This is a genomic window from Stenotrophomonas pictorum JCM 9942 (assembly GCF_001310775.1).
GTDB lineage: Bacteria > Pseudomonadota > Gammaproteobacteria > Xanthomonadales > Xanthomonadaceae > Stenotrophomonas > Stenotrophomonas pictorum.
This window is the reverse complement of the sequence record NZ_BAZI01000755.1, coordinates 1-672: the sequence shown is the minus strand read 5'-3', so window position 1 is coordinate 672 and position 672 is coordinate 1. Positions and strand designations below refer to the sequence as shown.

Sequence of the window (672 nt, the reverse complement as noted above, 5' to 3'; positions counted from 1 at the left end):
CAGCCATCGAACGCGGCTGGCGGCTCGCCGGCCGCCGGATCCGGCCAGATGCCGAATCCGGCCTGGTACAGGCGCCGCCACGGGAACAGCGGGCCCGGATCGATCTTGCGCCCCGGTGCCAGATCCTGGTGGCCGATGATCTGGCTGCGCGGGATGCCCAGGCGCGTGGTCAGATCGTCCAGCAGCACGATCAGCCGTTCGATCTGCACCTCCGGATACGGCGAGCGGCCATCGTTGTCGATCTCGATACCGATCGAGGCCGAATTGATATCGGTGATCGCGCCCCAGCGCCCGCCGCCGGCGTGCCAGGCGCGCTTGCGCTCATCGACCAGCTGGTACAGCGTGCCGTCCTTGCCCAGTAGGTAGTGCGCGCTGACCGGCCCGTTGCTGTTGGCCGTCTGCAGGGTGCGCAGGCTGCCTTCGGCGGTCTCGCCGGCGGTGTAGTGCAGCACCACCAGCACCGGCCGGCGCGTGTCGTGGTTGGGCGAGCGTGCCCACTGCGCGAGCGGATTGTGATGCGCACAGCCCGAGACCAGGGCCACCAGCAGCAGCGCCAGCAGGCCGCGCGCCCAGCGCGATCGGCATGCCACAGCGCCCGCGCTCATGTCCGCCTCCATTCGGTGGCCGGCAGTTCGGCCGCGAGCAGCTCGTCCAGCGTCTGCCGGCGCCGCA

General features: G+C 70.8%; 1 protein-coding gene. It reads right to left on the bottom strand.

What is annotated here, in order from left to right; genetic code table 11:
• Window positions 1-605 (bottom strand): N-acetylmuramoyl-L-alanine amidase (locus tag JCM9942_RS17495; RefSeq protein WP_054661053.1); only part of this gene is annotated, 605 nt, incomplete at its 3' end.
• Between the last annotated feature and the right edge of the window lie 67 nt (window positions 606-672).